Source organism: Salegentibacter agarivorans, from assembly GCF_900113135.1.
GTDB lineage: Bacteria > Bacteroidota > Bacteroidia > Flavobacteriales > Flavobacteriaceae > Salegentibacter > Salegentibacter agarivorans.
Map to the genome: position 1 here is coordinate 1,185 of NZ_FOOH01000047.1, position 4,328 is coordinate 5,512.

Below are 4,328 nucleotides of genomic sequence, written 5' to 3' on the forward strand. Positions count from 1 at the left end.
TTAACAAAGCTGAAGCCTTAATCACTGCCGATGCTATTCAAACTTTCACTTATGATGGTACTGTTAAGGATATTGCAGCAACGCTAAACCATTCTGAAACTGAGTTGGCTTATGCTCCGGCACAAGGAAATACCGCTGCAGGAACTTATCCTGTTACTATTTCAGCTGAAGCAACCAGTAATTATGAAGCTGCTTCTGAGCAAGTGAGTTTAATTATTACAAATGCCGAAATCATAGGAGTGACCTTCGAAAGTGAAACATTCACCTACGATGGAACTTCAAAAGATATTTTCATTACTGGTTTGCCTGAGGGTGCGACAGTGAAATATGAGAATAACGGACAAACCAATGCCGGAACTTATAAAGTAACTGCAACTATTAGCCAGGAAAACTATAATGATAAAGTACTGACTGCTAATCTTGTGGTTAACAAAGCTGAAGCCTTAATCACTGCCGATGCTATTCAAACTTTCACTTATGATGGTACTGTTAAGGATATTGCAGCAACGCTAAACCATTCTGAAACTGAGTTGGCTTATGCTCCGGCACAAGGAAATACCGCTGCAGGAACTTATCCTGTTACTATTTCAGCTGAAGCAACCAGTAATTATGAAGCTGCTTCTGAGCAAGTGAGTTTAATTATTACAAATGCCGAAATCATAGGAGTGACCTTCGAAAGTGAAACATTCACCTACGATGGAACTTCAAAAGATATTTTCATTACTGGTTTGCCTGAGGGTGCGACAGTGAAATATGAGAATAACGGACAAACCAATGCCGGAACTTATAAAGTAACTGCAACTATTAGCCAGGAAAACTATAATGATAAAGTACTGACTGCTAATCTTGTGGTTAACAAAGCTGAAGCCTTAATCACTGCCGATGCTATTCAAACTTTCACTTATGATGGTGCTGTTAAGGATGTTGCAGCAACGCTAAACCACTCTGAAACTGAGTTGGCTTATGCTCCGGCACAAGGATATACCGCTGCAGGAACTTATCCTGTTACTATTTCTGCCGAAGAAACTGATAATTATTTGTCGATCTCCAAAGAGGTATTACTGGTGATAGAAAATGCAGAGATTGCAGGAGTGAGTTTTGATGGAGAATTTGAGTTCTTCACCTACGACGGGAGTGAACATAGTATTTTTGTTACTGGATTGCCAGAAGGAGCTACCGTAGCGTATAACAATAATACACATACAAATGCAGGGACATATACGGTGACTGCAACAGTAAGCCTGGAGGGATATGAAGACTTGGTACTGACCACTAACTTAGTGATTAAAAAGGCAGAACAGGAAATTAGTTTTAATGAACTTGAAGATCGAAATCAACTATCAGATGAACATTTTCAACTGGATGCGACTTCAAACTCCGGTTTACGTGTAGTTTATTCCTATACCTATGAAACAGAGAATCCGGCGGCTACAGTTGGTCCCCGAGGATTTGTAAGAATCCTAGGTGGAGGGCAAATTACCATCACAGCCACCCAAGAAGGAAACCAAAATTATGAAGCGGCTCCTCCCGTGGTAAGAACTCTTACCATAAATGGTAGTGAAGCACTTCTAAATACTGCGGTTATCAATGGAGTTACTTATTCCAACCCTGGTGTAGATATTTACTATCTTATTGGTTGTGGAAACACTGAAAATGAGGTGTTTATTGAACTTGAGCAAAATCAAGGGTCATCAATAAATCAGGATAATAGCTTTACCATAAGTACTCCGGCGCCTGGTATCTACCGGGAAACTGTGACCGTGACTTCTGAAGATGGAATTTCAACTAAAACTTATAGTATCACTGTAGAGAAGAATTTCAATTTCGAGGATATTGTAATTCAGAAGTTTAATAATGTCATGCTGATTAATAATAATCGTGAAACCAATGGTGGATATAAATTTGTGAGTTACCGTTGGTATAAAGATGGTTCCGTGATCGGAAATGAACAATACTTCTCTGCCGGGAAAAATGCAGATGACCTCTTGGATGCAGAAAGCTCTTATTACGTGGTATTGGAAACTGAAGAAGGAGAGATCCTTAAAACCTGTACTTCCGAGATTCAGTTAAGGAGTTCTTTCAATGTTTCATTAGCACCAAACCCTGTAAGTTCAGGTGGCACTATGGAGCTTTTAGCAGATTTTCCTAAAGAAGAACTTGAAACCATGCAGCTTTCCATACACAATCTAAATGGAATGCTTCTTAAGCAAATGAATTCGAATAGAAAAATTACAAACATAACCTTGCCTTACAACCTTCAAATGGGAGTATATATTCTCAAGATTGAAACTGAAAACATTAGTAGGTCAATCAAATTCATAATAAAATAAGGAAGCTTTGTACTTTTTGAAATTACTTTAAAGATTAAATATATATGAAAACTAATAATATAATGGGAGCCAGAAAAATGGTCATATTAAAGCTTGTTTTAATACTTGCACTAATTAGTGTAGGTACCCAGGCATTGGCTCAATCAAATAATGAAGTCTCATTTTATCTTCAGGGTTCGTTTTCTGAATTAGATTACGAAGCGCTGGGAGCGAATAGTGAATTAGGTAATGGCTTTGGCATTGGAGCTAAATACGCTTATTATATTTCTGATAACTGGAGTTTTGGTACAGGAGCAGAATTCCAGTATATGGAAGGTTCGATAATTATACCCACTATTCAGGGTGCATTTATGACTCAGGATTTGGAAGGAGAGGAATTTGAATTTAGATATCAGGCAAATAATTTTTCGGAGAAACAGGAAGTGTATTTTCTTAATATTCCGCTACAGATTCAGTATGAATCTCAAGGGATGACCAGGTTTTATGCCGCTGCTGGGGTTAAGGCAGGCTTTGTTTTAGATTCAAAATACAAATCTAAAACTCTTTCATTGCAAACCAATGGTTATTATCCGCAATACGATGTGGAACTTACCGATCCCGAGTTTGCCGGATTTGGGGAGTTTGACGCAGTAAATGGAGCTAAATCAGACTTAAATCTTAAAACCAACTTTGTAGCACAGCTGGAAAGCGGAATCAAGCTTATGTTGGAAAACAGTCAATCTCTTTACATGGGGCTGTTCTTTGATTACGGCCTAAATGATATTAGACCTGAAGCTTCTGGAGAAAGACTTATTGATTATAATAATCAAGATCCAACCTTTTTTGCAACTGGTAGTCTTCTAGCTTCCAGGAGTGATATGAATCCAGGGCAATACGTAGATGAAATAAGGACGCTAGCCTTTGGTCTAAAAATTCAGTACGCATTTCAGTTTTAAATTGTAGCATCATTAAAATAAAGCTTTTTCATTTTTTGAAAGGTTTTTTTGTTTCGGTTTGTCCCGTCCTACTTTTTATATAGCATCAATGAAAAAGCAGTAATCGAGTATCTTTAATAATCACTATAAAAACTAAAGATATGGAAACCCGAGTTACTGCCTTACCAAAGTTATTCATAGGAATTGACATCCACAAGAGAAGCTGGAAGATACACTGCAGCACAGATCTTTTTGCTGGGAAATCTTTTACCATGCCACCTGAGCCAGAGAAATTATATCAATACGTTCAGAAACATTTTCCCGATTACCAGGTAACCACTGCTTATGAGGCTGGTTGTTGTGGCTATTCTGCGCATCGTAGCTTCGAGAGTTTCGGTTGGAAATCCCTGGTGGTAAATCCAGCTGATATCCATCGAAAAGGAAAGGAGCGCCATACCAAAACCGACCGTATCGATGCCCAATTGATTAGTCGGGAACTTAAGGACGGGCGTTTGGAAGGAATTATAGTTCCAGGTAAGGAACGAGAAGAATTACGCAGTCTCTTCCGTCGCCGGAACGAATTAGTTAAAGACCTCAGGCGCATCAAATGTATGATCAAGATGCAGCTACTTTATTTTGGAATCAAAGTTCCTCCGGAGTTTGATAATGATCACTGGAGCCACGCTTTTCGGAATTGGGTAGATAGCCAACAGTTTAATTATCCTACTGCCCGGGAAACTATGGCCAGTAAGATGCGCACCTTTAGGTTTATAGATAAAGAGCTTCGTGATGTTTCCAGTCAGCTCAGGGCCTACTGTCGTAAACATTTTAAAGAGGACTACTACCTGCTAAGAAGTATTCCGGGAATTGGCGGAATTGTAGCGGTAGGAATTATTACAGAACTGGGAGATCTCAGACGTTTTAGCAGCCTCAAACACCTTGCAGGATATGTAGGGCTGGTTCCCGGTATATATCAAAGCGGAGCTACTTCCAGATCTATGGGAATGAGTCCACGGTGTCACGGGCTCATTCGCTCTTATTATGTGGAAGCTGCCTGGCAGGCCATTAGAACCGACCCGGTTAT

General features: G+C 39.3%; 3 protein-coding genes. All 3 read left to right on the forward strand.

Translation table 11 applies throughout. The features are described 5' to 3' along the window. Window positions 1-2,330 (forward strand): MBG domain-containing protein (locus BM084_RS18840; protein WP_177195735.1); only part of this gene is annotated, 2,330 nt, incomplete at its 5' end. A 44-nt stretch (window positions 2,331-2,374) separates the two neighbouring features. Further along, entirely contained in the window at window positions 2,375-3,265 is an 891-nt protein-coding gene (locus BM084_RS18845) for an outer membrane beta-barrel protein (RefSeq protein ID WP_093306671.1), read from the forward strand. A 140-nt stretch (window positions 3,266-3,405) separates the two neighbouring features. Then, a partial coding sequence (locus tag BM084_RS18850; protein WP_093306673.1) for an IS110 family RNA-guided transposase occupies window positions 3,406-4,328 on the forward strand: 923 nt, incomplete at its 3' end.

Coding starts and splice junctions, on each gene's coding strand:
- BM084_RS18845 (WP_093306671.1), top strand. CDS start 2,375: ATGAAAACTAATAATATAATGGGAGCCAGAAAAATGGTCATATTAAAG.